The sequence below is a fragment of the Xanthobacter luteus genome (genome assembly GCF_040049235.1).
Classification (GTDB): domain Bacteria; phylum Pseudomonadota; class Alphaproteobacteria; order Rhizobiales; family Xanthobacteraceae; genus Xanthobacter.
In genome coordinates, this window is sequence record NZ_JBDZDO010000007.1 from 79,619 (window position 1) to 104,546 (window position 24,928).

Sequence of the window (24,928 nt, forward strand, 5' to 3'; positions counted from 1 at the left end):
GCCGCGATCTGCTAGATCGCCCGCTTGACTGTGGAAGGAACCGACACCCCCATGATCCCCCGCTACAGCCGCCCGGAAATGGCCGCCATCTGGACCCCGGAGCAGCGCTTCCGCATCTGGTTCGAGATCGAAGCCCACGCCGCCGACGCCATGGCCGAGCTCGGCATCGTCCCCAAGGCGGCGGCCGCCAAGATCTGGGAGCTGGGCGGTCCGGCCGCGTTCGACATCGACCGCATCGACGCCATCGAGCGTGAGGTCAAGCACGACGTCATCGCCTTCCTCACCCATCTCGCCGAGTTCGTCGGCCCCGACGCCCGCTTCGTGCACCAGGGCATGACCTCGTCCGACGTGCTGGACACCTGCCTCTCGGTGCAGCTCAAGCGCGCCGCCGACCTTTTGATCGCCGACCTCGACAAGCTGCTGGAGGTGCTGGAACGGCGCGCCTTCGAGCACAAGATGACGCCGACCGTCGGCCGCTCCCACGGCATCCATGCCGAGCCCACCACCTTCGGCGTCAAGCTCGCCATCGCCGCGGCCGAGTTCCAGCGCAACCGCGCCCGCCTCGTCGCCGCGCGCGAGGAGATCGCCACCTGCGCCATATCGGGCGCGGTCGGCACCTTCGCCCACGTCGACCCCCGCGTGGAGGCGCACGTGGCCGCCAAGATGGGGCTCAAGGTGGAGACCGTCTCCACCCAGGTGATCCCGCGCGACCGCCACGCCATGTTCTTCGCCACCCTCGGCGTCGTCGCCGCCTCGGTGGAGCGGCTCGCCACCGAGGTGCGCCACCTGCAGCGTACGGAAGTGCTCGAGGCGGAGGAGTATTTCTCGCCCGAGCAGAAGGGCTCCTCGGCCATGCCGCACAAGCGCAACCCGGTGCTGACCGAGAACCTCACCGGCCTCGCCCGCATGGTCCGCGCCTATGTGACCCCGGCGCTGGAGAACGTGGCGCTGTGGCACGAGCGCGACATCTCCCACTCCTCGGTGGAGCGCATGATCGGCCCCGACGCCACGGTGACGCTGGACTTCGCCCTCGCCCGGCTGACCGGCGTCATGGACAAGCTCGTGGTCCATGCCGACAACATGCAGAAGAACATGGACAAGCTCGGGGGCCTCATCCACTCCCAGCGGGTATTGCTGGCGCTGACCCAGAAGGGGGCGAGCCGCGAGGACAGCTATCGCCTGGTCCAGCGCAACGCCATGAAGGTCTGGCGCGGCGAAGGCGACTTCCGCAGCTTCCTCCTGGGCGACCCGGACGTGCGCAAATACCTCTCGGAAGAGGACATCAACGAGAAGTTCGACCTCGGCTACCACTTGAAGCACGTGGATACCATCTTCAAGCGGGTGTTCGGTCACGCCTGAGCGCCGGCGCGGGAATAAAAAAGGCCCGCCGGAGCGGGCCTTTTTCTTGATCAAAACGGGATCGGCTCAGCGCGCCACCACGGCGCCGACGAGGATCGCCAGCGGCGGCAGCCAGACCATGGCGAGCGCCAGATCGCGCCGCCCGCGCCGCCACATGAGGAGGCCGAACAGCGGCGAGAGCAGGCACACCGCAAGGCTCATGCCCCAGCCCGCCACCGCGGACGCCTCGCCCCGCGCCCCCTCCGGTCCGCCGAAGACGAAGCCGGAAATGGCGATCAGCAGCACCACCAATCCGGCGTCGGCCAGCAGCCCAAGCACTATCGCGACTTTGAGCGCCAGTGTCGGCGCCGGGGATGCCTCAGCCAACGGCACGATCCCCGGGGACCACGCCCTTCTCCTCCAGGAACGGGACCAGCTCGCCGGCCTGGAACATCTCGCGGATGATGTCGCAGCCGCCCACGAACTCGCCCTTCACGTAGAGCTGCGGGATGGTCGGCCAGTTGGCGTATTCCTTGATGCCCTGGCGCAGTTCGTCCGACTGGAGCACGTTGATGCCCTTGAAGGGCACGCCCACGTGGTCGAGGATCTGCACCACCTGGCCCGAGAAGCCGCACTGCGGGAACTGGGGGGTGCCCTTCATGAAGAGCACCACGTCGGAGCTCTTGACTTCCTGGTCGATGAAATCGTGCGCGCTCATGATCTCGCTTCCGAAAATTCGGGGCCGCCGGGCGGCAACCTTCGGTGTAAAGATCGGCCGCCCGGGGGGAAAGTGCAAGATGGCGCCGTTCCTGCCGCCCGGACCCCGGGCTGCCGAAAATATCAGCAGCGCTTCAGCTCCTGAGCCCCGGCGCTACTTCTTCGGCGGCGCGTAGAAGGTGCCCTCCACTTCAACGATGTCATCCTGGTTGAGGCGATCCACCTCGATGATGGTGCGCGGCGGGTAAGGCGGCTTGCCCCACAATTCCTCCTGCACCTTGTTCACGATGGGACGGTAGCGAAACATGTCGGTGACGTAGACCACGAGCCGGGTCGCATCCTGCAACGTCGCCCCGCCCGATTCGGCGATCGTCTTCATGTTCAGGAAGGCCTGGCGCACGCGCGCCTCATCGCCGGCAACGAGTTGGTTGGTGGCGGGATCGATGCCGCGCATGCCGGCCACGAACACGAAATCGCCAGCCTTTGTGCCGAGATTCCAGGTGCCCGTCGGCTTGATGGCGCCCGGCGGCGAAAGCGTCACCACCCCATTGGGCGACTGGGCTGCGGCGGCACCCGATGCGAGGGTTGCGATCAGGGCGAAGGCAAGGAAGCGCGCGGAACCCATGGATGTTTCCTTCGGCTGGTGAACGAACGGCCAGCCGAGGGTCGATCAGTGCAGGAGCGCGGTCACGTCCAAATTGAATGCAGGAGCGCCGCCGATCTGCCTGCGCACAGGTCAGGGCGTCTCCGGCACGCTGGTCTGCAGCGCCAGAGCGTGCAGCACCCCGCCCATATTGCCCTTCAGCGCCGCATAGACCATCTGGTGCTGCTGCACCCGGCTCTTGCCGCGGAATGCCTCCGAGACGATGCGGGCGGCATAGTGGTCGCCGTCCCCGGCGAGGTCCTCGATCACCACGGTGGCGTCGGGGAGCGCCTCCTTGATGAGCTGCTCGATCTCTCGCGGGTGCATCGGCATGGCGGCGTCCTCGAATGGTCCGGCCTCAGGAGGCGCCCATATAGATGGGGAGCCAGGTCTCGTGCCGGTCGCGCAGGGATTCGACGATGATGGCCCGGTCGTCGGGGATTGCAAGCTTGTCGCCGCCGGTCTTGCCGATCTTGGCGAGCGGCACCCCCAACGCCTCCGCCTTGCGCGCGACCTCCGCGGTCTGGCCGCTTGGCACGGTAACCAGATAGCGCGCCTGGTCCTCGCCGAACCACCAGGCGAGGGCGTCCATGCCCGCCGGCGGCGCCTCGAGGGAGGCGCCGATGCGGCCGGCCATGGCCATCTCGGCGAGCGCCACCAGCAGGCCGCCGTCGGAGATGTCGTGCACGGCGGTGGCGATGCCCTCCTGGATCAGCGCGCGCACGAAGTCGCCGTTGCGCTTTTCCGCGACCAGATCGACCGGCGGCGGCGCCCCGTCCTCGCGCTCGCAGATGGCGGCCAGGAACTTGCTGGCGCCGAGCCACCCCTGGGTCTTGCCGATCAGCAGGATCGGCTCGCCGGCGCCCTTGAAGCCGAGCGTCGCGGTCTTGGCGAGATCCTCGATCAGGCCCACGCCGCCGATGGTCGGGGTGGGCAGGATCGCCTGCCCGTTGGTCTCGTTGTAAAGGCTGACATTGCCCGACACGACCGGGAAATCGAGCGCCTCGCAGGCCGCGCCGATGCCTTTCACGCAGCCCACGAACTGGCCCATGATCTCGGGCTTCTCGGGGTTGCCGAAGTTCAGATTGTCGGTGACCGCGATCGGCGTCGCGCCGACCGCCGTCAGGTTGCGCCAGGCTTCCGCCACCGCCTGCTTGCCGCCCTCGAAGGGGTCGGCCTCGCAATAGCGCGGCGTGACGTCGGTGGTGAAGGCGAGCGCCTTGGGGCCGTCCTCCACCCGCACCACGCCGGCGTCGCCGCCCGGGCGCTGCACGGTATTGCCGAGGATCAGGTGGTCGTACTGCTCCCAAACCCAGCGCTTGGAGCACAGGTCCGGCGAGGCGATGAGCCGCTCCAGCGCATCCGACACCGAGGCGGAGCTGCGCACGTCCGCGGGTCCGATCACCGGCCGCGGCTGCGGCTCCTGATAGGGCCGGCGATATTCGGGGGCCTCGTCGCCGAGCTCCTTGATGGGCAGGTCCGCCTCCACCAGCCCCTTGTGCTTCACCACGAAGCGCAACGTGTCGGTGGTGTGGCCGACGATGGCGAAGTCGAGCCCCCACTTCTTGAAGATCGCCTCGGCCTCGGCCTCCTTGCCGTCGGCGATGACCATGAGCATGCGCTCCTGGCTCTCCGAGAGCATCATCTCGTAGGCGCTCATGCCGGTCTCGCGGCACGGCACCTTGTCGAGGTCGAGCTCGACGCCGAGATTGCCCTTGGCGCCCATCTCCACCGCCGAGCAGGTGAGGCCGGCGGCGCCCATGTCCTGGATCGCCACCACGCAGCCCGCCTTCATGATCTCGAGGCAGGCTTCGAGCAGCAGCTTCTCGGCGAACGGGTCGCCCACCTGCACCGTGGGGCGCTTCTCCTCGGCGTCGGCGCCGAATTCGTTGGACGCCATGGTGGCGCCGTGGATGCCGTCGCGCCCGGTCTTGGAGCCGAGATAGACGATGGCGCGCCCGACCCCGGTCGCCGCCGCGTAGAAGATCTCGTCGGTCTTGGCGAGGCCCACCGCCATGGCGTTGACGAGGATGTTGCCGTTGTAGCGCTTGTGGAAGCCCACCGAGCCGCCCACGGTGGGCACGCCGAAGGAATTGCCGTAGCCGCCGACGCCGGCCACCACGCCCGCCAGCAGGCGGCGGGTCTTGGGATGGTGGCAGTCGCCGAAGCGCAGGAAGTCGAGCGCCGCGATCGGCCGCGCGCCCATGGTGAACACGTCGCGCAGGATACCGCCGACCCCGGTCGCCGCGCCCTGATAGGGCTCGATGAAGGAGGGGTGGTTGTGGCTCTCCATCTTGAACACCACGGCGAGGCCGTCGCCGATGTCCACCACGCCGGCATTCTCGCCCGGCCCCTGGATCACCCGCTTGCCCTTGGTGGGCAGCGTGCGCAGCCAGACCTTCGACGACTTGTAGGAGCAGTGCTCGTTCCACATGGCCGAGACGATGCCGAGCTCGGTGATCGACGGCTCGCGCCCGATCAGCTTGACGAAGTGCTCGTATTCCTCGGGCTTCAGGCCGTGCTCGGCCACGAGCTCCGGAGTGATGCGGGGCGTATTGGGGATCAGGTTCACGATGTTCGTTTCCCGGCCGTGTCGCTGCGGTGAGGCATCACGAGGCCTCACTTGGCGCGATGGGCGTCATAATAAGCGCGCAGGATGGCATTCATGCGCGTGAGATGGCCCTTTCCCTGGGCCTTGAACCAGTCGAGCACGTCGCTGTCCACCCGGAGGTGGACCGAGGTCTTGCCGGGCGCCTCGGGGAACACCACGCGGGCGTTCTCCCAGAAGCTGTCGGGCAATTCGTAGGTGGGCGCGTCGGGGGCGGTCGGAAACAGCTCTCCGGCCTGCTCCATGCGCTCGATCTCATCCAGGGAAGCGCTCCTGATACGCGGCCCGGGCGCGCGCTCCTGCCCTCCAGGCCGTGATGAGACGGATTCTTTGGCCGCGGTGCGTGAAGGTGACGACGAAGGACTCGCCGCCCGCTTCACCGATCGCGATGTAGCGATCTTCTCCATAGTCCCTCCGGCGATCCGCCTCGACGAGGACGCGCCCGCGAAAGATGCGCGCTGCCCGCACGAGATCGATGCCTCTCTCGCGGAAAACCCGGGCCCGCTTCGCCTCGTCCCACTCGAACTCCATAGGTACACATACGTGTACACATTTTCAAGCCGAAGGGTCACGCCGCCCTGAGGGCGCCGGCGAGGCTCTCGAACAGGCCGCGCCCGTCGGTCGGGCCGATCTCCGGCTCGATATAGTTCTCGGGGTGGGGCATCATGCCGAGCACGTTGAACTTCTCGGAATAGATGCCGGCGATGCCGTTGATCGCGCCGTTGGGCCCGTCGGTCTCGTCGATCTGGCCGTCGCGGCGCGCATAGCGGAAGGCGACGCGGCCGTCGTGCTCCAACCGGGCGATGGTGGCCTCGTCGGCGGTGTAGTTGCCCTCGCCGTGGGCGACCGGGATGCGGATCAGGTCGCCCTTGCGATAGGCCTTGGTGAACGGCGTGTCCGCGCGCTCGACGCGCAGCAGCACCTCCCGGCAGACGAAGCGCAGGCGCGCGTTGCGCACCAGCACGCCCGGCAGCAGCCCCGCCTCGCACAGGATCTGGAAGCCGTTGCAGATGCCGAGCACCAGCCCGCCCTTGGCGGCGTGGGCGCGCACCGCGTCCATGATGTTGGCGCGCGCCGCGATGGCGCCACAGCGCAGATAGTCGCCGTAGGAGAAGCCGCCGGGCAGCACCACGAGGTCGGTGCCCTGGGGCAGTTCGTGGTCGGCATGCCAGACCACCTGCGGCTTGGCGCCGCCGACGAGCTTGAGCGCCCGCACGGCGTCCTGCTCGCGGTTGGAGCCGGGGAAGAGGATGACGGCTGGTTTCATGGTCTCTCAGTGGGCGGCGGCGGGGTCGAGCCGGCGTTCGAGGCGATCGAGGTGCGCGGCGTGCCGCGCGAGGATTGCGTAGATATTGTTCACGTCCTGCGGGATGGCGTGCATGGGGCTGCGCTGGGCGATCATCTCTTCGCGGGCCTGCGCCTGTCCCTCGCGCGGAAGGGAGGCCCCCGCTGGATCGACTTCAGAACCTCATAAAGAAGCTCGTTCGTGACCTCGGCCATCGCACCCTCTCGGCGGCCCTGCCGAGGCCACATGGCGCAATGATATCACATCACTCCGCGAACTCGACCTTGTAGGTCTCGATCACGGTGTTGGCGAGAAGCTTGTCGCAGGCCTCCTTCAGGGCGCCCTCGGCGGAAGCGCGGTCGTTGCCCGCCAGCTCCACGTCGAACACCTTGCCCTGCCGCACACTCTGCACGCCGGCGACGCCGAGGGAGCGCAGGGCGCCCTCGATGGCCTTGCCCTGCGGGTCGAGCACCGCCGACTTCAGGGTGACGATCACTCGGGCCTTCATGGAAACCTCGCCTTCATGGCACCTGCCGCTCGCGGCCAATCCCACGGAATGCTGCAATGCAAAACGGGGGCCTCGCCGGCCCCCGTGCTGATCGAACTACGGGCCGTCGCGGCTTCGGCCTAGCACTTTTCAGGTGCGCGGCTCAACCTTCGCGGCATCCTACTTGACGAGCACCGGGCCCTTGCCCGGGGTCGGATCGTTCTCCATCAGGATGCCGAGCCGGCGCGCCACCTCGCTATAGGCCTCCACGAGGCCGCCCATGTCGCGGCGGAAGCGGTCCTTGTCCATCTTGTCGTTGGACTTCATGTCCCAGAGCCGGCACGAATCGGGGCTGATCTCGTCCGCCACCACGATCCGCATCATGTCGTTCTCCCACAGGCGGCCGCACTCCATCTTGAAGTCGACGAGACGGATGCCGACACCGAGGAAGAGGCCGGAGAGGAAGTCGTTGACGCGGATCGCCAGCGCGATGATGTCGTCGATCTCCTGGGTGGTGGCCCAGCCGAAGGCGGTGATGTGCTCTTCCGAGACCAGCGGATCGTTCAGCGCGTCGTTCTTGTAATAGAACTCGATGATCGAGCGCGGCAACGGGGTTCCCTCCTCGATGCCGAGGCGGGTGGAGAGCGAGCCGGCGGCCACGTTGCGGATCACGATTTCGAGGGGAATGATCTCCACCTCGCGGATCAGCTGCTCGCGCATGTTCATGCGGCGGATGAAGTGGGTCGGCACGCCGATGTCGTTCAACCGGGAGAAGATGTACTCCGAGATCCGGTTGTTGAGCACGCCCTTGCCGTCGATGACCTCGTGCTTCTTGGCGTTGAAGGCCGTGGCATCGTCCTTGAAGTGCTGGATCAGGGTGCCGGGCTCGGGGCCTTCATAGAGGACCTTCGCCTTGCCTTCGTAGATTCGGCGGCGGCGGCTCATGGGAGTATACCGTGACTTGAGGAAATCCATTGTTGCCAAGGCTCCGTTCGGGTGACGTTCCTCGGCGGGGCGTGGAAGGCTGACGCGCACCACACCCCGCTGGACACTAGCCGATCGCGCGCCGCGATACAACGCGGCCGCTCGGCCCGCGCTTCGGCACAGCCCGGCGGCGGATGCCGGCGCCCGGCGCGGCCGCGGCGGGGCGGCGCCGTCGGCTTGCGGCATGCCGCAGCGTCTTCGCCCGTTGATCTCGGCCGTGCCCCGCACTATGCAGGAGCCGCCGCGCCGCGTGCGCCGCACGAGCCGAATTCAGGTCACGCAAACGTCAGGAAGAGGACTGCCATGACCACGTTCGACAAGCGCGAGGAAGGTTTCGAGAAGCGCTTCGCGATGGACGAGGAGTCCCGCTTCAAGGCGCTCGCCCGACGCAACAAGAAGCTCGGCCTGTGGGCCGCCGAGAAGCTCGGCCTCGCCGGCGAGGCGGCCGACGCCTACGCCAAGGAGGTCGTGGTCGTCGACCTCGAGGAAGCCGGCGACGACGACGTGTTCCGCAAGCTGCGCGCCGATTTCGACGCCAAGGGCGTCGACGTCTCCGACCACCAGATCCGCCGCAACATGGACGAGTTCCTCGCCGCCGCCGTGGCCGAGGTGAAGTCCGCCGGCTGAGGCTTGCGGTCGGCCGCGCGGCGCCGGTCGCGGCGCCGGTCGCGCCGCTCCTGGCCGCTGCCCTGTGGCCGGACAACGAAAAAGGCCGCCCTGAACGGGCGGCCTTCTCGATTCCAGGATGGCGAACCGGTCAGCGCGAGTAGTACTCGACCACCAGGTTCGGCTCCATCTGCACCGGATAAGGCACCTCGTTCAGCTCCGGGATGCGGGCGAACTTGGCGGCCAGCTTGTGGGTGTCGAGCTCGATATAGTCCGGCACGTCGCGCTCGGCGAGCTGCTGGGCCTCGAGCACCAGGAGCATCTGGCGGGAGGCTTCCTTCACCTCCACCACGTCGCCCACCTTCACGAGGTAAGACGGGATGTTCACGCGCTTGCCGTTCACCTTCACGTGGCCGTGGGAGACGAACTGGCGGGCGGCGAAGATGGTGGGCACGAACTTGGCGCGGTAGACCACCGCGTCGAGCCGGCGCTCCAGGAGGCCGATCAGGTTGGCGCCGGTGTCGCCCTTCAGGCGCGCGGCCTCCACATAGACCTTGTGGAACTGCTTCTCGCCGATCGAGCCGTAATAGCCCTTGAGCTTCTGCTTGGCGCGCAGCTGCACGCCGAAGTCGGAGAGCTTGCCCTTGCGGCGCTGGCCATGCTGGCCGGGGCCGTATTCGCGGCGGTTCACGGGGCTCTTCGGGCGGCCCCAGATATTCTCACCCATGCGGCGGTCGATCTTGTGCTTGGCCGCAATGCGCTTGCTCATGTAACGCGGATCCTTGATGTTCTTCAGTGGGTTTGGATCGCGCCCCTCCTCTGCGGACCGGGATCAGGGCCGTGCGGCCCGTCCCCGTCCCGCCGACAGGCTCGCCTGGCGCGCTGCCATGCGTAGCCACGGGTGCGTGAAACGCCGAACGGGCCGATGGCGGCCCGCAAGGTGGGCGGCTTGATAGTCGCCCCTTGGCCCAAAGTCAATTCCGAAGCCTTATCCGGCAAGAAAGCCGGTGCCGAGACCCCTGCCCGCTTGCGGCAGGCAGCTGCGAACTTCTATTGTTGATTAAATAAATTGATCGAAGAGAAAACCTCTTGCGGGTCACTGCCGCGCTGCGGCAAGATCCCGGCCAGCCTTACCACCCCCTGACATCTGGAGCACGCCTTGCGGGTCCTCGTCTTCCAGCACGTCGCCGCCGAGCATCCCGGCAGCTTCCGCGACCTCATGCGCGCCGACGGCGTGATCTGGGACGCGGTGGAGCTGGACGAAGGCGCGGCGATCCCGCCCCTCGACGGCTATGCCGCGCTCATGGTGTTCGGCGGCCCCATGGACGTGTGGCAGGAGCAGGAGCACCCCTGGCTGGCGGCGGAGAAGCAGGCGATCCGCCAATGGATCGCCTCCGGCCGCCCCTATCTCGGGGTCTGCCTCGGCCACCAGCTGCTCGCCGATGCGCTCGGCGGCAAGGTGGGCCTGATGGCGAAGCCCGAAGTGGGCGTGACCGAGGTGAGCCTGACGCCCGAGGGGCGCGCCTCGCCGCTGTTCCAGGGGCTGGGCGAGACCTTCCCGACGCTGCAATGGCACGGGGCCGCGGTGCTGGAGCTACCGGACGGCGCCAAGACCTTGGCGCAGAACGCCCATTGCCCGATCCAGGCGCTCCAGGTGGGGGCCCGCGCCTTCGGCATCCAGTACCATGTGGAGCTGACCGAGGCGACGGTGCCGGAATGGGGCGCGATCACCGAATATCGCTGCGCGCTGGAAGCCATCACCGGCCCGGACGGCCAGAAGGTGCTGGAGGCCGCGACACGGGAGAAGATGCCGGTGTTCCGCGCGGCCGCCGGCACGCTCTACCGGAACTTCCGGGCCACCTGGGGATGAGATGCAAGGCGCGGACAGGGCTCCGCGCGGTCTCCCGGTGCCTCGCCGCGCGCGCGTCGGGCCGGCGCTTGACGGCCGGGTCGGACGATCGGCTCAAATGCCCTTGCGCAACGTGTTGAGAACCAGAAGGCCGGCATAGCCGTCGGCCGGCGCGATGCCGGCTTTCTCCTGGAAGGCGCGCACCGCCCGCATGGTGACGGTGCCGACGCGGCCATCGGTGCCGCCGGTGTCGAAGCCGAGCGCGGTCAGGCGGCGCTGGATCTCCTGGATTTCCGCCAGGGTCAGCGCCCGCTCCCCGCCGGGCCAGGGGGTGCGGAAGGTCTCATAGCCCATCACCCGGTCGCCCAGATGCACCACGGCGAGGGCATAATTGGACGACGGGTTGTAGGAGCGCACGGCGTAGAAGTTCGGCAGCAGCAGCAGCGCCGGCCCGCCGGGGCCGCCGGGCAGCCACAGGCGCGCCGGGTCCGACAGGCCGGCGATGGACTGGCCGTCGATGGAGGCAAGCCCCATGTCGCCCCATTCGCTCAGCGCGCGCCGGGTCTTGTTGTCCGCCAGATTGGTGTTGAAGCCCGCCGGCAGGCGCGCCTCGAAGCCCCAGGGCTCGCCGCGCCGGTACTTGCCGCGCTTCACCAGATAATTGGCGGTGCCGGCCAGCGCGTCGTCGGGCGGGCCGAACGGCGAGATTCGGCCATCGCCATCATAGTCGACGCCCATGTTCAACCACACCTCGGGCATCCATTGGGTGTGCCCCATGGCGCCCGCCCAGGAGCCGTTCATCTGCGTCGGCGCGCCCCAGCCACGCTGGACGATCACCAGGGCATTGAGCAGTTCGGTCTCCCAGTATTTGCGCCGGCGCGGCTCGCCCCAGGCGAGCGCCGCGAGGCTCGGGAAGACCGGGGGCATGGCATTCACGTTGGAGAGAATGTCGCCATAGGCGCTTTCCATGCCCCAGTAGCCGAGCATGATGGAGCGCTCGACGCCGAAGTCGCGCTCGATGCGATCGAACAGGCTGGAATATTCCTTGAGCCGCTGGCGGCCGCGCTCGATGCGCCAGTCGGAGACGCGGCGGTTGAGATACTGCCAGACCTCCTCGGTGAATTCCGGCTGCGCCCGGTCTTGGGCATAGACCCGGGTGTCGGGCTTCAGGCCGTCGAACACCTGGTCGTAGACGTCGTCGGAGATGCCGCGCTCCTTGGCGCGGCCGCGGAAGCGCCGCACCCAGGCGTCGAACGGCTGGGACGCCGACTGGGCATGGGCCGGCGACGGCGCCAGCGCGGACGGCATCGCCCCTGCGCAGAGGCCGGCGCCCATCAGGCCGAGGGTGAAGGCGCGCCGGCTCGGCGCGAGGGCGGCGCGGGACGCAGGATGCGATGGGTGGTGCGCCATGGCTTCCCCGTTTCAGCTGACCAGGACCGGCGGCGTCGCCAGGAGGTCCGGCGCCGCGACGGGACGGGCGATGATGGCGCCGATCCGGCCCGGCTCCAGCGGCCGGCCGGTGGAGACGAGGCGCACCGGCTCGGGCTCCGCCAAGTCCTGCGGCGCCGGACCGATGAGCGAGACCACCCGGCGGGCGATCGCCGGCGCCGGGTCGATCCACGCCACCGGCCAAAGGGCGAGGCGCGCCAGCCGGTCGGCGATCAGCGGATAGTGGGTGCAGGCGAGCACCACCGTGTCGGTGGCGCGTCCGCCTTGGGAGACGAAGCAGGGCGCGATCTCGGCGGCGATCTCGCCGTCGTCGACGCTCTGCCCCGACAGCACCGCCTCGGCGAGCGCCGCGAGGCGCGGGCTCGGCACGAGGTCGACGGTGCAGCCGTCGGCGAAGGCGCGCACCAGTTCGGACGTGTAGTCGCGCCGCACCGTCCCGGGCGTGGCGAGAATGCTCACGCGGCGCGAGCGGGAGGCGGCGCAGGCCGGCTTCACCGCCGGCACCGTGCCGACGAAGGGCATGGCATGGCGCGCGCGCAGGCTCGGCAGCGCGGCGGTGGAGGCGGTGTTGCAGGCGATCACCACCAGATCGGGACGGACGGCGTCGATCAGCAGGTCCATCACCTCGCCCACGCGCGCCACCAAGGCATGCTCGGACAGGTCGCCATAAGGAAATCCGGCGTCGTCGGCCGCGTAGACGAAGCTGGCGTCCGGCCGGGCGCGCGCGATCTCGCGGAACACGGACAGCCCGCCCAGCCCGGAATCGAAGACGAGGATGGTCGGCGGCTTCGCGGGGCCGGGCATCACGGCAAGAGGTCTCTCGGCAAGGTCAGTGACGGTCGCCATAGCTTATCCTAACCGGCCCCGGCGAGAATGTGACGCCGTACCGGTAAAGGAACCCTGACCGCTGCCCCCGGGGAGAGGCGTTCCGCCCGCTCAGCCCTGGCGTTCCGGCAGGCGCAGCACCAGGCCGTCGAGCGCCGCGGTGAGCTTGATCTGGCACGAGAGCCGCGAATTGGGCGCGACCTCCGAGGCGAAATCGAGCATGTCCTCCTCCATCGGCGAGGGCTCGCCCACCTTCGCGCGCCAGGCCTCGTCCACATAGACGTGGCAGGTGGCGCAGGCGCAGGCGCCGCCGCATTCGGCGTCGATGCCCGGCACGCCGTTGCGCACTGCCGCCTCCATGGCGGTGGAGCCCTCCTGGGCCTCCACCTGGTGGGCCGTTCCGCTGAATTCGACGAATGTGATGGCGACCATGCCTAGCCCTGTGCCTGCCTGCGGGGCGCCGCGCTCGGGGGCGCTGGCGCGGCCGCGGTGGGAAAGAGCGCCCTATAGCCGCCCGCGCCGGCCCGCGCCAGTGCTCGCGCCGGCCCGTTAACGATATCTTCATATTCGTGGCGGGGCCGGTTCAATCCCCACCGAGGTGCGGCTAAGATAAGGCATGGTAAACCAATTTCCGCGTCCTCCGGCTCGCTGGGGACGAACGGGACCGGACATCGGCGGCGGGGCGGAAAATAGTATGCCCGTACCCCTCACGGCGGCAGAGGCGACAGCGACATGAAGAACCCCAAGAAGATCCAGGATCCGACGGAGGCGGCGCTCTCGGCGATCCAGGAGGCTCTGACGCTGGAGTTGGACGCGGCCGAGCAGCCGTCCGGGCACGCGGAACACAGCCAGCCCGAGCCGCCGCAGGCGATCGAGCGGCGGAGCGAGCCGGTGGCCATGGAGCGCCCCGCGGAGCGCCCCGACCGCGCCTCGGAACGCCCCTTGGAGCGTGCCGGTCCGCCCGGCCGGGATGGCCGTCCCCGTCGCCTCGTGCGCGGCGACGAGGCCGCGCGCGGCGAGCCCCGCCCCGAGCCGACGGACGGCCGGCCCGATCCGCGCCGGCCGGAGAGCCGCCAGGGTCCGGGACGCCCCCGCCTCGACGTGGCCGAGCGCCGTGCCGCCAACGACGACCGCCAGACGGTCGGCCAGCTGGTGAGCCAGCTTCAGCGTCGGTCCTCGGCGACGCCCTATTGGTGGGCCGGCGGCGCCTCGCTCGCCTGGATCGCCCTCGGCGCGGCCTTCGCCCTGGTCTATCACCGCGGGCTGATGGCGAGCTCGGGCGGCGTGCAGTCGCTGGGCACCTCGCCGGCGCTGCTCGCCATCTTCGCCAGCATCCTCCTGCCGCCCATCGCCTTCTTCGCCATGGCGAGCGTCATCCGCCGCTCGCGCGATCTCCAGGGCATCGCCCGCTCCATGACCGAGGTGGCGCTGCGCCTCGCCCAGCCGGAGGCCATCGCCACGGAGTCCGTGGTCACGGTCGGCCAGGCGGTGCGGCGCGAGGTTGCCGCCATGGGCGACGGCATCGAGCGCGCGGTGGCCCGCGCCACCGAGCTCGAGACCATGGTGCGCGCCGAGGTGTCCATCCTGGAGCGCGCCTACGAGCAGAACGAGGTCCGCATCCGCGGCCTGATCGAGGAGCTGCAGTCCGAGCGCCTGAGCATCAAGGAGCAGACCGAGCACCTGCGCGAGAACATCGCCGCCGCCGAGTCGGTTCTCTCGAACGAGGTCAAGGACGTGGCGGAGCGCATCAACTCCACCATGATGGAGGCCACCGAGCGCGTCACCGACATCCTCGGCCAGAAGGGCGAGCACATCACCGCCGCCCTCGCCCGCGTGGGCGACAACATGATCGACAGCCTGACCGCCAAGGGCAGCGAGCTGATCGACCGCCTGCAGATCACCGGCACCGACATCCGCCAGGATCTCGGCCAGTCCGGCGACGACCTGATCCGCCTGCTCAAGGAGCGCACCGACGACGTCGCCAACAACCTGCTCGGCACCACCACCGACGTGGCGGCGCTGATCTCCACCTGGGGCGATGACGTCAACGCCAATATCGACCGCCTCAAGCTCGGCATCTCCGACACCCTCAACGACCACACCGCCCGCCTCGCCGACGACATCAACGAGCGGGTGGCGGACGTGAACGCGACCATGCGCGAGGTGGGCGAGACCCTGGTGCTCGACTTCTCCAACCGCGGCGGCGACATGGTGCGCAAGCTCGCGGAGACCGGCGAGCGCGTGGCCGAGACGCTGGCGGTCAACGGCTCCGACCTCGCCGACCGCATCGAGACCACCGGCAACCGCATCTACGAGGCGGTGGCGGTGCGCGGCGAGTCGCTCCAGCAGCGCCTCCAGGACACCGGCGAGAAGATCGCCGCCTCGCTCGACCGCTCGGGCAGCCAGGTAACCTCGGCGCTGATGGAGAAGGGCGACGAGATCGCGAGCTCGCTCACCAATGCGGGCACCGACATGACCGAGCGCCTGTCGCTCGTCGCCGGCGAGGTGACGAAGGCGATCGGCGCGCGCGGCTCCAAGGTGACGGACGCCTTCCGCGAGACCGCCGACATGCTGGTGGCCACCATCGGCAACAAGGGCGACGCCATCAAGGAGATGCTCACCTCGCGCCTGAAGGCGATGGAGGAGACCATCACGGTGCGCGGCAACGAGCTCGCCGACCGCATCCACCACGACGGCTCGAACCTCGCCCGCGCCATGCAGGAGGGCATCAAGAGCTTCGACACCACGGTGCGCGTCCACGCCCCCGAGCTGGTCGACCAGATCACCCACCGGGTGAACTCGGTGAACGAGAATCTGCGCGTGGCCGTGTCCACCCTCGACGAGCGGCTGTCCACCACCACCTCCACGGTGGCGAGCACCATGGACCAGCGCATCGCCCGCATCGAGCAGACCCTGGACCAGCGCGCCCAGAGCCTCACCGAGACGCTCGCCACCCGCACGGTGACGTTCTCGCGCACCATTTCCGACGGCACGCGCGGCGCCACCGAGGCGGTGGACAAGTCGCTGGAGCAGCTGGAGACCTTCTTCGCCACGCGCGGCAAGGCGCTGGGCGAGGTGCTCATGGACCGCGCCGAGAGCGTGCACCGCTCCATCGGCAGCCGCGCCCAGGAGATCGCCTCGGTGCTGGACGGCCGCGTCAACCGCATCGAGGAGCTGGTGCTCGGCCGCCTCGAGGGGGTCGCGACCTCCATCGAGGTGCGCGGCACCGCCATGGCGGACGTGCTGACCACGCGCATCGAGGGCGTCACCACCCAGTTGCGCGGCGAGGCCGTGCAGGTGGAACGCTCGCTGTCGCAGCTCTCCGAAAATGTGGGCCAGTCGCTCACCACCCACGCCGAGAAGGTGGCCGAGGCGCTCGGCACCCGGCTCACCGAGATTGCGCACCTGATCGACGACAAGAACGGCACCTTCCTGCTGGCGCTGGAGCGCACCAGCCAGCGCGCCGTCGCCGAGATCACCGCCACCAACACGGCGCTCAAGGGCGACGTCCAGTCCATCATCGAGCGCCTGGGCGAGGCCAACTCCACGTTCCAGAACGCGATGTCGAGCGCGGTCGGCAATCTCGGCCACTTCTCGACCACCTTCTCGAAGCAGGTGGAGGCGTTCAACACCACCGTGTCCGGCATCGGCCAGGCCGCCGAGCTCACCGCCTCGCGCTTCGACGGCCAGGTGCGCTCGCTGAAGGAGCTCTCCCAGGGCGCCCTGTCCGAGATCGCCGGCCTCACCGACCGCTTCGAGCAGCAGAGCCGCTTCATGGCCGAGGCGTCCCAGGCGCTCGGATCGACCCACGACCGCATCGACGCCACCCTCAATGCCCGCCGCTCGGCCATCGAGGAGGTGTCCACCACCATCGCCCGGCGCATCGCCGACATCGACGGCCGCCTGCAGAATTTCCACACCATGCTGGAGGAGACCTTCCGCAACGCCCAGGAGCGCGCGCGCCAGATCACCGGCCTGGTGTCGGAATCGGCCAGCGGCTCGGCGCGCAGCATCGAGACCCAGTTCGAGCTGGTGCGCGAGAGCGCCGAGGCGGAGCGCGAGCGTACCTCCGCCGCCTTGCGCGAGGTCTATAGCGGGGCGCTGGCCGACGTGAACCGCCTGTTCGCCGAGAGCGGCGGGCGCTTCACCGCGGTCGCCGCCGACCTGAAGAAGGCCGCGGAGGACGTCCAGCAGGCGATCGAGCTCGCCCGCGAGGAGATGAAGCGCGGCATCCTCGAGCTGCCCTCCGAGACCGAGGCGAGCGCCGCGACCATGCGCCGCGCCGTGTCCGAGCAGATCAAGGCTTTGGCCGAGCTCAACGAGATCGTCGCCCGCCAGGGCCAGGCGCTCGACGTGGTGGAGCAGGATGCGCGCAACGCGGTCCAGGGCATCGCCCGCAGCACCGCCGCCCGGGACGCCGTGGCCCGCCCGCGCGACGCCGAGCCGGCACGCCGCCCGGCCGCGCCCGCGCGCCGGCCGGAAGGCCCGGACCGTACGGCCCAGCGCCCCGCCGCGCGCGGCGAGGAAACCGAGGGGCGCGAAGGCTGGCTCAACGAGCTGCTGGTCCGCGCCACCGACGACCTCGACGCGGACACGGGGCCGGCCCAGCGCCCCGGCGCCGCCCGCGGCCAGCGCCCCGAGCGCGGCGCCCCGTCCATGAGTTCCCTCGACGGCCTGTCGGCGGACATCGCCCGGATGGTGGACCACCGGGCGGCCGCCGAGGCCTGGGAGCGCCAGCAGCGCGGCGAGCGCGGCTCGTTCACGCGCCGGCTGTACACCGCCCAGGGGCAGCAGACCTTCGAGGAGCTGCGCCGCAAATATCGCGCCGACGCCGAGTTCCGCGGCGCGGTCGACCGCTATGTGAGCGAGTTCGAGCGCGTGCTCGATCAGGTGTCCGAGGACGACCGGGGCCTGGTGCTCACCAAGACCTACCTGACCTCCGACACCGGCAAGGTCTACACCATGCTCGCCCACCTCTCGGGCCGGCTGGACTGACGGGGCGCCCGCCTCGACCCGCTCCGCGCGGTCCCGCCGGCACGGCTGCCGTGCGGGACGTGCGAAGCGGGCGGCCCGGCGGGATACCGGGCCCGAAGCGCCGCGGGCCGGGACCTGCGGATGTTGACTTTTTCAGCCGCCTCGTCTGTGGTCTGACGCTACCGCCGGGCGCGCCGGCGGTCCCCTCATGTCCGGCCCAGCGGGAGCCCCGCCCACATGAAAACCTATATCTGCGCCGCCTATGCCGGCGGTCAGGGTAAGACGACCCTCGCCCAGATGGTCTATTCCGCGCTCCGCAAGCGCGAGCTCGCCTACAAGCTCGTCGCCGCCGACTTCACCGACGGCACGGGCCATTCCAAGATCGGCAAGTTCTTCCCCTCCCGCGTGCTGGAGCTGGGCATCGGCTCCTCCCTCGCCTCCAGCAAGACCGAGAACGACGCCAACGCGCCGCTGCGCTACTGGGACCGCTTCGGGGGCCTGCTGCTCACCGGCGGGGCGGTGCTGGACATGGGCGCCAACGTGGTGCCGCAGCTGGTGCAGTGGGCGCACCACAGGCGCGTCGCCTACATCATGCAGCAGCGCAATTCGCCCGAGATCGACCTGCTGGTGATCACCAAGCCCGAGACCCATTCCATCGAGAACGTCGCGACCTTGATCGAGGACGTGGTGGTGGGCGGGGCGCTGCCGGTGGCCAACCTGATCATCGTGCAGAACGAGGTGGGCGGAACCTTCGAGGGCCAACCCATGGCCCGCATCCAGAAGGCGGCGTCGGGGCGCAACCTGCATTTCATCACCATCCCGCGCTGCTCCTCGGAGCTCTGGCCGCACCTCGAGCGCACCTTCACGCCGGTGGAGGAGGCGCTCTCGGCCACCGAGACCGAGCTGGCCGAGAAGTTCGGCATCGAGATCTGGTCCGCTTATGCCGGCCTGATGGACCTGCGCACCTGGACCGAAGAGGTCTACGCCCAGCTCGCCAAGGTGGGCATCTGAGGCAGCGCGGCGCCGGCCCGCCGCGCGCCGCGTCCCCGCGTCCGGCCAAGGGCGCGGGGGCCTTGGTCTGAAACGCCGGGCGATTCGCGCCATCGCGGAACGGTGGCGCAGATCCCCTTCGCCCTTCGGGGAGGAGCTTACCCCCGTCCCGGCCCGCGGCAGCGGCGCGGCAGGAGAGCCGCGGCCCGGCGCCAGGAATGCGCGCAGCGAGCGACGGCCGAGGCGCAGAGCGGAAAAATCCGGCGGAGCCGCTGTCTTGGCCGCCTTTGCGCCTTCGCGTCCCCGTGCGTCGGCCCCGGCGCGCACTTCCACGCCGCTTCGTGGCGCTCCAGGCGTGCGGGGCGCGCCCCGCTCAGAAGCGGCGCGAGGCCCAGCGCACCAGCGCCACCAGCACCTGGTCGGTGGCCTGGTCGAGGGCCTGGGTCGCCGCCTCGCCCGACGTGCCGGCGGACGGCACCCGGGCCTTGAACACCTCCGCGGCCAGGATCCGGCCGGACTGGTTGCCGATCAGCTTGGCGGAGAGCTCGACCACCGCCATGGGCCCCTCGGGCGTGATGCGCAGGCCGAAGACGCGGATGTCGGTGACGAGCTGGTAGTCGGCATTCACCCCGTCGCCCGGGCGCGCCACGCGGCGCAGCTTGCTGCCGTTCTCGAACGCCTGGATGGTGCGCGCCTGGAGCAGCGCCGGCAGGCGGTCGCTCCACTGGGCGTCGCCCAGATAGGCCACCTGCCCCCCGCCCGGCTCCACCACGATCTTGTCGGTGTCGAGCACCGCGAGCGCGGTCGGCACCACCACCACCAATTGGCCGCTGCCGCCGCCGGCGGCCTGGAAATTGCCCGGCGCGGTCAGGTTGTAGGTGGGCAACGGCGTCGCGCCGCAGGCGGCAAGGCCGAGAGCGAGCAGGCCCGCGAGTGCGAGGCGGGCCACGCGCACCGTGCGGCCGGTGGGTCTCGTCAACGTAAGCAAAGTCATGCGCCGCTCACCGCCTGTACTGTGGAACGGCGCCGCTGCCGCCGCCATAGAGGAGCCGCTGGGGATTGCGCTCCAGGCTCTTCAGCACGCGGTCGATCTCGGCGAGGGTGCGCCGGCCGTCGGTGGCGAGCGCCTCGTACTGGCGCAGCCCCGGGCCGGTGAAGCGGCTGATCTCCTGGGTGAGCAGCGCCGTGCGCTGGTCCAGATTGTCGGCGAGCCGGCGCACCGAGGTGGCCGCGTCGGTGGCCTGGACCAGCAGGCCGTCCTTGTCCTCGGTGGCGCGCTGGAGGTTCACCACCACTGTGTCCACCTTGCCGGCGATGTCGTTGAGCTGCTTGGACAAAGCGTTGGCCTGCTCGATCAGGCTCGCCACGTCCCCGGACTTCTCCGCCAGCATCTTGGAGAAGGCGTCGACGCTGGCGATGATGGAGCGGACCTGCTCGATATTGATGGCGTCGATCACCGTCTCGATCTTCCTGATCGCGCCCTGGGCGGTGTTGATGAGCCCGCTCATGCCGGCGCCGCCGTCGGCGATGATGAGCGGATAGCCGTCCTTGGCGATGGGCAGAGGCGGGGCATCGGGCCGGCCGCCGCGGATGGAGACGGCGACGATGCCGGTCAGACCCTGGGATTCAAGGCCGGCGCGGGCGTCGGCGAGCACCGGCACGTCATTGCGGATGCCGACCCGCACCTTCACCTGGCCCGGTTGGCCGGGCACCAGGTCGAGGAACGTCACCTGGCCCACGGGGATACCGTTGAACAGCACCGAATTGCCCTGCCGCAGGCCGGCGACCGAACCATCGAAGATGATCTCGTACTGCTTGCGGGCGATGGAATCCTGGGGCCCGGCGAACCAATATACGAAGCCGAACGCTGCCGTGATGACGGCCAGCGTGAAGGCTCCGATTGTCGTGTAGTTCGCACGCGTCTCCATGTAGTCCCTTCCGCCCGCCCCGCTCCCGTGACCTATCCGTGCGCCTGCTGCACCGCCCGCGCCCGCGCCCGTGTGCCGTGGAAATACTGCTTCAGCCAGGGATGCGTGGCGGCCATCATGGTCTCGATGGTGCCCGCGGCGATCACCTTGCCCTCGGCCAGCGCCGCGATGCGGTCGCAGACCGTGTGCAGGCTGTCGAGATCGTGCGTTACCATGAAAACCGTCAGGCCCAAAGTCTGCTGCAGGGTGCGGATGAGTTCGTCAAAGTCGCCCGCGCCGATGGGATCGAGACCCGAAGTGGGTTCATCCAAAAAGAGAATTTCCGGATCGAGCGCGAGCGAGCGGGCCAGCGCCGCGCGCTTGATCATGCCGCCGGAAAGTTCAGATGGAAGCTTTTCAGCCACATCGCATTTAAGGCCAACCATTTCGATCTTGGTATAGGCGATCTCGTCCAGGAGACGCTGCGAGAGATGCAGGCTCTCTCGCAGAGGAAACTGAATGTTCTGCCGGACCGTCAGCGACGAGAACAGCGCCCCCTGCTGGAACAGCACGCCCCATCGCCGCTCCAAAGCGGAGCGCTGGGCCTCGTTGAGGTCGTCGAGGTTTTCGCCGAATACCTCCACGGTGCCGGAGATCTTGGGCACCAGGCCGAGAATGGTGCGCGTGAGCACCGACTTGCCGCCGCCGGAGGTGCCGACGAAGCCGAGGATCTCGCCGCGATAGACGTCGAGATTGAGGTGGTTGAGGATGATCTTCTCGCCGAAGCCCACGACCAGGTCGCGCACCTTGATGATGGCATCCTTCACCGGGGCCTGATCGTCCATGCGCGCGTCCATGCCGCCTCACATGTCGATCGCGGCGAAGAACATGGCGAACACGCCGTCCATCACGATCACGAGGAAGATCGCCTTCACCACGGACGCGGTGGTGTGCTCGCCGAGGGATTCCGCGCTGCCGCCCACCCGCATGCCCTCCATGCAGGCGACGAGGCCGATGGTGGCGGCCATGAAGGGGGCCTTGTACATGCCGACCTTGAACTGGTCGAGGTCGATGGCCTGCTTGAGCCGGTCGAGGAACACGTCGGGCGCGATGCCGCCATAGCCCCACGAGACCAGCCCGGCGCCGAAGATCGCCGCCATGGAGCCGATGAAGGTGAGCAGCGGCAAGGCGATGATGAGCGCCAGCATGCGCGGCACCACCAGCACCTCGATGGGGTCGAACCCCATCACCCGGAGCGCGTCGATCTCCTCGCGCATGCGCATCGAACCGAGCTCGGCGGTATAGGCCGAGCCGGAGCGGCCGGCGATCATGATGGCGACGATGAGCACGCCGAGCTCGCGCAGCACCAGCACGCCCACCATGTCCACCACGTAGATGTCGGCGCCGAAGCGGCGGAAGTTGAAGATGCCCTGCTGCGCCAGGATGCAGCCGATGAGGAAGGTGATGAGCAGGATGATGGGCACCGCGCGGAAGCCGACCCGGTCCAGTTGGTTCACCATGGAGGTGAAGCGGAAGGTGTGGGGCCGCAGCGCCACGCGCCCCGTGGCGGCCACCGTGGCGCCGACGAAGTTGAGCAGTTCCAGGGCATCGTGGCCGATATGAACCACTTCGCGGCCGAGCCGCTCCAGCAGCCCGTCGTGCCGGCGGATCGGCGGCGGCGGTTCGTGGCCGGTGCGCTCGATCTCCTTCATGAGCACGGCGTAGCGCGGCGACAGGCCGACCACGCGCGGCTCGACGCCGGACTTGGTCCAGGTGCGCTTCAGGCGCTCCAGCAACAGGGCGCCGAAGGTGTCCATGCGCTCGACGCCGGCGAGGTCGATCTCGACCATGCCCTTGGGCGCGCGGTGCGCATGTACCGTCTGATCCACGGCAAACTCGAGGTCGTCCGCGTGATCGAAGGTCCACGCGCCGCGGCCGGCCACCGTGAGGCGATCGTCCTGGCTGCGCACCGAGATCAGACTGGCATTGGGCAAGTAGCCACTCCCAAGGTCGCCTCGCGCTTGAGCAAGCCCCCGTCCTTAGCACATACTCGGCTCGCTGCGCCGCGTCGAGACGCGCGGCGACGATCGCTTCCCTCCCCGGCCGCGCAAGGCCCGGAAATCGCCCATATGATTAACACCCGAGCGAAGCTCCGCGTGCGCGTCGAGCGCTTCCCCATCCGCGGCAGCTTCACCATCGCACGCGGCTCGAAGACCGAGGCCGTGGTGGTGGTGGCCGAGGTCGCCGCCGCGGGCCATGTGGGGCGCGGGGAATGCGTGCCCTATGCCCGCTACGGGGAGAGCGTGGACGGCGTTGCCGCGCGCATCGCCGGGCTCGAAGGGGAGATCGCGGCCGGCCTCGACCGCGCCCGGCTCCAGGAGCGCCTGCCCGCGGGCGCGGCGCGCAACGCGCTCGACTGCGCGCTGTGGGACCTCGAGGCCAAGACCACCGGCCGCCCGGTCCACGCTTTGCTCGGCCTTCCCGCGCCGGAGCCGCGCCTCACCTGCTACACGCTGAGCCTCGACGCGCCCGAGGCCATGGCCCGCGCCGCCGCGGCCGCCGGGCGCCCACTGCTCAAGCTGAAGCTCGGCGCGCCGGGCGATGCCGAGCGCCTCGCCGCCATCCGCGCCGCCGTGCCGCAGGCGCGCCTCGTGGTGGACGCCAACGAGGGCTGGAGCGCCGAAGTCCTGCCGCGGATGATGGCCGCGTGCGCGCAGGCGCGGGTCGAGCTGATCGAGCAGCCGCTGCCCGCGGCCGACGACGGCGCTCTCGCCTCGATCCCCCGCCCCGTGCCGGTCTGCGCCGACGAGAGCGTGCACGACCGCGCCGGCCTCGCCGCCTTGCGGGACCGCTACGACGCCATCAACATCAAGCTCGACAAGGCCGGCGGGCTCACCGAGGCGCTGGCGCTGGCGGACGCCGCGGAGCGGCAGGGCTTCTTCCTCATGGTGGGGTGCATGCTGGCGACCTCGCTCGCCATGGCGCCGGCCATGCTGGTGGCGCAGCGGGCGCGCATCGTCGACCTCGACGGCCCGCTGCTGCTCGCCCATGACCGCGAGCCGGGGCTGCGCTACGAGGGCGCCCTCGCCTTCCCGCCCGCCCCCGAATTGTGGGGCTGAACGCGCGCGGCGAACGCCACCAGCGCGCCGAGGAGGCCGAGCCCGGCGGACATCAGGAAGGCGAGCGGCCCGAACGCTGCCCAGAGCGGCCCGGCGGCAAGGCTCGCGCCCGACATGGCGAGGCTGACCGCCCAGGAGGCGAGCGCCTGCCCCGAGCCGGACCGGTGCTCGCCCACCGTGCGGGCGATGAGCTCCACCATGCCGAGATAGGTGGCGCCGAAGGTGAGCCCGTGCAGCAGCTGGAGGGCGAACAGCGCCGCCTGCGGCGGGTCGAAGGCGAGCGCGCCGAACCGGGCCACCGCGGCGACGCCGCCCGCGGCGATCAGCAGATGCGGGCCGCACCGGTTCATCAGCACGGTGCCCCAGCGGAACACGAAGATCTCCGCGATCACCCCCAGGGCCCACAGGAGGCCGATGGTGGTGGTGGCAAGGCCGGCCTCGCGCCAGTGCACCGAGCCGAACACGTAGAGGACGCAGTGGCTCGCCTGCACCAGCGCCACCGCGACGATGGCAGCGACGAGGCGCCAGGGCACCCCCGAGACGCCGGCCAGCCCGGGAGCCGGCGCCGGAGCCGGCGCCAACGGCGGCAGGCGGGCGCTCGCCGCCAGATAGATCAGCTGGCCGGCGAGCATCATCAGCACGATGCCGCCACTGCCCGTGGCGCCGATCACCGCACCGCCCGCCAGATTGGCGACGATGAAGGACGCCGAGCCCCATTGCCGGGCGCGCCCATAGTCCGCCCGCCCCGCCCGGGCGAGGCGGGTGGCGTAGGAATCGAGCAAGGCGAAGCTCGGGTTCCAGAACAGCGCCGTGGCGCCGAGCACGAGGGCGATCAGCAGGAAATCCCGGCTCAGCGCCAGCAGCACCATGCCCGCGCAGGTGGCGAGCGCCAGCGTCACCAGCACCGCTTTGGGCCGGCCGAGGCGGTCCGAGAGGAAGCCGATGAGCGGGGTCGCGAACAGGCGCGCCACCAAGGGCGCGGCGACGACGACGCCGATCTCCTGCGGCGTCAGCCCGCGCTGCGTGAGCCAGAGCGGCAGGAACGGCAATTGGATGCCCACCGCCAGATAGAAGGCGGCATAGGCCGCGCCGATGGCGACCACGTCGGCGCGGGAGCGCCCGCTGTGCGCGGTCAAGTCCGGGCGCC

Annotated in this window: 26 protein-coding genes; 6 read left to right on the forward strand and 20 right to left on the reverse strand. The window is 69.7% G+C overall.

Features of this window, described 5'->3' with window-relative positions:
* Positions 1 to 51 precede the first annotated feature (51 nt).
* Positions 52 to 1,359 carry an adenylosuccinate lyase gene (gene purB / locus ABLE88_RS19775; protein WP_348833453.1) on the forward strand — a complete coding sequence of 436 codons (1,308 nt, stop codon included), beginning with the start codon at positions 52 to 54 and terminating at the stop codon, positions 1,357 to 1,359.
* A gap of 66 nt (positions 1,360 to 1,425) precedes the next feature.
* Here the strand turns inward: purB and ABLE88_RS19780 are convergent, their stop codons facing one another.
* The 11 genes from ABLE88_RS19780 to purC all read right to left on the reverse strand — a co-directional run bounded on the left by ABLE88_RS19780 (position 1,426) and on the right by purC (position 8,053).
* Positions 1,426 to 1,725 carry a hypothetical protein gene (locus tag ABLE88_RS19780; protein ID WP_348833454.1) on the reverse strand — a complete coding sequence of 100 codons (300 nt, stop codon included), beginning with the start codon at positions 1,723 to 1,725 and terminating at the stop codon, positions 1,426 to 1,428.
* Complete coding sequence (grxD, locus tag ABLE88_RS19785; RefSeq protein ID WP_510182923.1) at positions 1,718 to 2,056, reverse strand: Grx4 family monothiol glutaredoxin; 339 nt, start codon at positions 2,054 to 2,056, stop codon at positions 1,718 to 1,720. Before grxD ends, ABLE88_RS19780 begins: the two co-directional genes overlap by 8 nt.
* Positions 2,057 to 2,209: 153 nt before the next feature.
* Entirely contained in the window at positions 2,210 to 2,680 is a 471-nt protein-coding gene (locus ABLE88_RS19790; RefSeq protein WP_348833455.1) for a RidA family protein, read from the reverse strand.
* Positions 2,681 to 2,791: 111 nt separating this feature from the next.
* On the reverse strand, positions 2,792 to 3,031 hold the full coding sequence (locus tag ABLE88_RS19795; RefSeq protein ID WP_121625167.1) for a BolA family protein: 240 nt from the start codon (positions 3,029 to 3,031) through the stop codon (positions 2,792 to 2,794).
* Between the two features lie 25 nt (positions 3,032 to 3,056).
* Positions 3,057 to 5,264: a phosphoribosylformylglycinamidine synthase subunit PurL gene (gene purL, locus ABLE88_RS19800; RefSeq protein WP_348833696.1), complete on the reverse strand. Its 2,208-nt coding sequence runs from the start codon at positions 5,262 to 5,264 to the stop codon at positions 3,057 to 3,059.
* A 53-nt stretch (positions 5,265 to 5,317) separates the two neighbouring features.
* Positions 5,318 to 5,551, reverse strand: a complete 234-nt coding sequence (locus tag ABLE88_RS19805; RefSeq protein ID WP_348833457.1) for a BrnA antitoxin family protein — start codon at positions 5,549 to 5,551, stop codon at positions 5,318 to 5,320.
* Positions 5,552 to 5,561: 10 nt separating this feature from the next.
* Positions 5,562 to 5,837: a BrnT family toxin gene (locus tag ABLE88_RS19810; protein ID WP_348833458.1), complete on the reverse strand. Its 276-nt coding sequence runs from the start codon at positions 5,835 to 5,837 to the stop codon at positions 5,562 to 5,564.
* Positions 5,838 to 5,874: 37 nt separating this feature from the next.
* Positions 5,875 to 6,573 carry a phosphoribosylformylglycinamidine synthase subunit PurQ gene (gene purQ / locus ABLE88_RS19815; protein ID WP_348833459.1) on the reverse strand — a complete coding sequence of 233 codons (699 nt, stop codon included), beginning with the start codon at positions 6,571 to 6,573 and terminating at the stop codon, positions 5,875 to 5,877.
* A gap of 6 nt (positions 6,574 to 6,579) precedes the next feature.
* Positions 6,580 to 6,708, reverse strand: coding sequence for a hypothetical protein (locus ABLE88_RS19820; protein ID WP_348833461.1), 129 nt, complete (start codon positions 6,706 to 6,708; stop codon positions 6,580 to 6,582).
* A 148-nt stretch (positions 6,709 to 6,856) separates the two neighbouring features.
* Entirely contained in the window at positions 6,857 to 7,099 is a 243-nt protein-coding gene (purS, locus tag ABLE88_RS19825; RefSeq protein WP_348833463.1) for a phosphoribosylformylglycinamidine synthase subunit PurS, read from the reverse strand.
* Positions 7,100 to 7,258: 159 nt separating this feature from the next.
* Positions 7,259 to 8,053, reverse strand: coding sequence for a phosphoribosylaminoimidazolesuccinocarboxamide synthase (gene purC / locus ABLE88_RS19830; protein ID WP_348833465.1), 795 nt, complete (start codon positions 8,051 to 8,053; stop codon positions 7,259 to 7,261).
* Positions 8,054 to 8,365: 312 nt separating this feature from the next.
* On the opposite strand from purC, the gene ABLE88_RS19835 reads away from it, so the two are divergent.
* The gene (locus ABLE88_RS19835; RefSeq protein ID WP_348833466.1) at positions 8,366 to 8,689 is read left to right on the forward strand and encodes a DUF1476 domain-containing protein; all 324 of its coding nucleotides are present in this window, start codon (positions 8,366 to 8,368) and stop codon (positions 8,687 to 8,689) included.
* A 130-nt stretch (positions 8,690 to 8,819) separates the two neighbouring features.
* On the opposite strand, the gene rpsD is transcribed toward ABLE88_RS19835, so the two are convergent.
* On the reverse strand, positions 8,820 to 9,437 hold the full coding sequence (gene rpsD, locus ABLE88_RS19840; RefSeq protein ID WP_348833467.1) for a 30S ribosomal protein S4: 618 nt from the start codon (positions 9,435 to 9,437) through the stop codon (positions 8,820 to 8,822).
* Between the two features lie 390 nt (positions 9,438 to 9,827).
* Here rpsD and ABLE88_RS19845 point away from each other — a divergent pair, with 390 nt between their 5' ends.
* Complete coding sequence (locus ABLE88_RS19845) at positions 9,828 to 10,538, forward strand: type 1 glutamine amidotransferase (protein WP_348833468.1); 711 nt, start codon at positions 9,828 to 9,830, stop codon at positions 10,536 to 10,538.
* Positions 10,539 to 10,631: 93 nt separating this feature from the next.
* Here ABLE88_RS19845 and ABLE88_RS19850 read toward each other — a convergent pair whose 3' ends face one another.
* From ABLE88_RS19850 to ABLE88_RS19860, 3 genes are all read right to left on the reverse strand, one after another.
* Positions 10,632 to 11,927 (reverse strand): lytic murein transglycosylase, encoded by a 1,296-nt coding sequence (locus tag ABLE88_RS19850; protein ID WP_510182924.1) that lies wholly within the window; start codon positions 11,925 to 11,927, stop codon positions 10,632 to 10,634.
* A gap of 12 nt (positions 11,928 to 11,939) precedes the next feature.
* A complete protein-coding gene (murI, locus tag ABLE88_RS19855; protein WP_348833698.1) occupies positions 11,940 to 12,770 on the reverse strand; it encodes a glutamate racemase in 831 nt (276 codons plus the stop codon).
* A 132-nt stretch (positions 12,771 to 12,902) separates the two neighbouring features.
* On the reverse strand, positions 12,903 to 13,223 hold the full coding sequence (locus tag ABLE88_RS19860; protein ID WP_348833469.1) for a 2Fe-2S iron-sulfur cluster-binding protein: 321 nt from the start codon (positions 13,221 to 13,223) through the stop codon (positions 12,903 to 12,905).
* Between the two features lie 300 nt (positions 13,224 to 13,523).
* Here ABLE88_RS19860 and ABLE88_RS19865 point away from each other — a divergent pair, with 300 nt between their 5' ends.
* On the forward strand, positions 13,524 to 17,786 hold the full coding sequence (locus ABLE88_RS19865; protein ID WP_348833470.1) for an apolipoprotein A-IV repeat region-like domain-containing protein: 4,263 nt from the start codon (positions 13,524 to 13,526) through the stop codon (positions 17,784 to 17,786).
* Positions 17,787 to 18,002: 216 nt separating this feature from the next.
* Entirely contained in the window at positions 18,003 to 18,776 is a 774-nt protein-coding gene (locus tag ABLE88_RS19870; RefSeq protein ID WP_348833471.1) for a hypothetical protein, read from the forward strand.
* A gap of 352 nt (positions 18,777 to 19,128) precedes the next feature.
* On the opposite strand, the gene ABLE88_RS19875 is transcribed toward ABLE88_RS19870, so the two are convergent.
* From ABLE88_RS19875 to ABLE88_RS19890, 4 genes are read right to left on the reverse strand one after another with little or no spacing between them, the layout of a single operon-like run.
* The gene (locus ABLE88_RS19875; RefSeq protein WP_348833472.1) at positions 19,129 to 19,749 is read right to left on the reverse strand and encodes an ABC-type transport auxiliary lipoprotein family protein; all 621 of its coding nucleotides are present in this window, start codon (positions 19,747 to 19,749) and stop codon (positions 19,129 to 19,131) included.
* A 7-nt stretch (positions 19,750 to 19,756) separates the two neighbouring features.
* On the reverse strand, positions 19,757 to 20,683 hold the full coding sequence (locus tag ABLE88_RS19880) for an MlaD family protein (protein WP_348833473.1): 927 nt from the start codon (positions 20,681 to 20,683) through the stop codon (positions 19,757 to 19,759).
* Between the two features lie 32 nt (positions 20,684 to 20,715).
* On the reverse strand, positions 20,716 to 21,507 hold the full coding sequence (locus tag ABLE88_RS19885) for an ABC transporter ATP-binding protein (protein ID WP_348833474.1): 792 nt from the start codon (positions 21,505 to 21,507) through the stop codon (positions 20,716 to 20,718).
* An 18-nt stretch (positions 21,508 to 21,525) separates the two neighbouring features.
* The gene (locus tag ABLE88_RS19890; RefSeq protein ID WP_348833475.1) at positions 21,526 to 22,656 is read right to left on the reverse strand and encodes an ABC transporter permease; all 1,131 of its coding nucleotides are present in this window, start codon (positions 22,654 to 22,656) and stop codon (positions 21,526 to 21,528) included.
* A gap of 135 nt (positions 22,657 to 22,791) precedes the next feature.
* On the opposite strand from ABLE88_RS19890, the gene dgcA reads away from it, so the two are divergent.
* On the forward strand, positions 22,792 to 23,781 hold the full coding sequence (gene dgcA / locus ABLE88_RS19895; RefSeq protein WP_348833477.1) for an N-acetyl-D-Glu racemase DgcA: 990 nt from the start codon (positions 22,792 to 22,794) through the stop codon (positions 23,779 to 23,781).
* Here dgcA and ABLE88_RS19900 read toward each other — a convergent pair.
* The gene (locus tag ABLE88_RS19900; RefSeq protein WP_348833478.1) at positions 23,733 to 24,917 is read right to left on the reverse strand and encodes an MFS transporter; all 1,185 of its coding nucleotides are present in this window, start codon (positions 24,915 to 24,917) and stop codon (positions 23,733 to 23,735) included. The genes dgcA and ABLE88_RS19900 overlap by 49 nt on opposite strands.
* Between the last annotated feature and the right edge of the window lie 11 nt (positions 24,918 to 24,928).

Excerpts from the sequence above, each read along its gene's own strand:
- ABLE88_RS19860 (WP_348833469.1), bottom strand. The coding sequence starts at position 13,223 with ATGGTCGCCATCACATTCGTCGAATTCAGCGGAACGGCCCACCAGGTG.
- ABLE88_RS19820 (WP_348833461.1), bottom strand. The coding sequence starts at position 6,708 with ATGATCGCCCAGCGCAGCCCCATGCACGCCATCCCGCAGGACGTGAAC.
- ABLE88_RS19795 (WP_121625167.1), bottom strand. The coding sequence starts at position 3,031 with ATGCCGATGCACCCGCGAGAGATCGAGCAGCTCATCAAGGAGGCGCTC.
- purQ (WP_348833459.1), bottom strand. The coding sequence starts at position 6,573 with ATGAAACCAGCCGTCATCCTCTTCCCCGGCTCCAACCGCGAGCAGGAC.
- ABLE88_RS19880 (WP_348833473.1), bottom strand. The coding sequence starts at position 20,683 with ATGGAGACGCGTGCGAACTACACGACAATCGGAGCCTTCACGCTGGCC.
- purS (WP_348833463.1), bottom strand. The coding sequence starts at position 7,099 with ATGAAGGCCCGAGTGATCGTCACCCTGAAGTCGGCGGTGCTCGACCCG.
- dgcA (WP_348833477.1), top strand. The coding sequence starts at position 22,792 with ATGATTAACACCCGAGCGAAGCTCCGCGTGCGCGTCGAGCGCTTCCCC.
- ABLE88_RS19885 (WP_348833474.1), bottom strand. The coding sequence starts at position 21,507 with ATGGACGATCAGGCCCCGGTGAAGGATGCCATCATCAAGGTGCGCGAC.
- grxD (WP_510182923.1), bottom strand. The coding sequence starts at position 2,056 with ATGAGCGCGCACGATTTCATCGACCAGGAAGTCAAGAGCTCCGACGTG.
- ABLE88_RS19790 (WP_348833455.1), bottom strand. The coding sequence starts at position 2,680 with ATGGGTTCCGCGCGCTTCCTTGCCTTCGCCCTGATCGCAACCCTCGCA.
- purC (WP_348833465.1), bottom strand. The coding sequence starts at position 8,053 with ATGGATTTCCTCAAGTCACGGTATACTCCCATGAGCCGCCGCCGCCGA.
- ABLE88_RS19850 (WP_510182924.1), bottom strand. The coding sequence starts at position 11,927 with ATGGCGCACCACCCATCGCATCCTGCGTCCCGCGCCGCCCTCGCGCCG.
- ABLE88_RS19805 (WP_348833457.1), bottom strand. The coding sequence starts at position 5,551 with ATGGAGCAGGCCGGAGAGCTGTTTCCGACCGCCCCCGACGCGCCCACC.
- purB (WP_348833453.1), top strand. The coding sequence starts at position 52 with ATGATCCCCCGCTACAGCCGCCCGGAAATGGCCGCCATCTGGACCCCG.
- murI (WP_348833698.1), bottom strand. The coding sequence starts at position 12,770 with ATGCCCGGCCCCGCGAAGCCGCCGACCATCCTCGTCTTCGATTCCGGG.
- rpsD (WP_348833467.1), bottom strand. The coding sequence starts at position 9,437 with ATGAGCAAGCGCATTGCGGCCAAGCACAAGATCGACCGCCGCATGGGT.
- ABLE88_RS19865 (WP_348833470.1), top strand. The coding sequence starts at position 13,524 with ATGAAGAACCCCAAGAAGATCCAGGATCCGACGGAGGCGGCGCTCTCG.
- ABLE88_RS19875 (WP_348833472.1), bottom strand. The coding sequence starts at position 19,749 with ATGACTTTGCTTACGTTGACGAGACCCACCGGCCGCACGGTGCGCGTG.
- ABLE88_RS19870 (WP_348833471.1), top strand. The coding sequence starts at position 18,003 with ATGAAAACCTATATCTGCGCCGCCTATGCCGGCGGTCAGGGTAAGACG.
- ABLE88_RS19810 (WP_348833458.1), bottom strand. The coding sequence starts at position 5,837 with ATGGAGTTCGAGTGGGACGAGGCGAAGCGGGCCCGGGTTTTCCGCGAG.
- ABLE88_RS19835 (WP_348833466.1), top strand. The coding sequence starts at position 8,366 with ATGACCACGTTCGACAAGCGCGAGGAAGGTTTCGAGAAGCGCTTCGCG.